This is a genomic window from Roseibium sp. RKSG952, assembly GCF_009711355.1.
The window spans coordinates 1-358 of sequence record NZ_SMMF01000202.1 but is presented as its reverse complement, the minus strand read 5'-3'; the positions used below and the strand labels follow the sequence as shown (position 1 = coordinate 358).

Sequence of the window (358 nt, the reverse complement as noted above, 5' to 3'; positions counted from 1 at the left end):
TCCGATCTACGCAGGCAACGCGATCCAGACGGTCAAGTCCGGCGATGCCAAGAAGGTCATCACCGTTCGGACCGCAAGCTTCCAGGCAGCCGGTGAAGGCGGATCCGCATCGGTTGAAGATGCCGCTGCTGCCTCCGGCACCGATCTGTCGAGCTTCGTGGGTGCGGAACTGTCCAAGTCCGACCGTCCGGAACTGACCTCTGCGAAGATCATCGTTTCCGGTGGCCGTGCGCTTGGATCGGAAGAAAAGTTCCAGGAAGTCATCATGCCGGTGGCAGATGCACTTGGCGCAGCTGTTGGCGCGTCCCGTGCCGCGGTTGATGCCGGGTATGCCCCGAACGACTGGCAGGTGGGTCAG

1 protein-coding gene is annotated in these 358 nt (G+C 62.3%); it reads left to right on the top strand.

What is annotated here, in order from left to right; genetic code table 11:
* Positions 1-358, top strand: a 358-nt coding sequence (locus tag E1297_RS00490) for an electron transfer flavoprotein subunit alpha/FixB family protein (RefSeq protein ID WP_196223082.1), incomplete at both ends; no start/stop codon positions are given.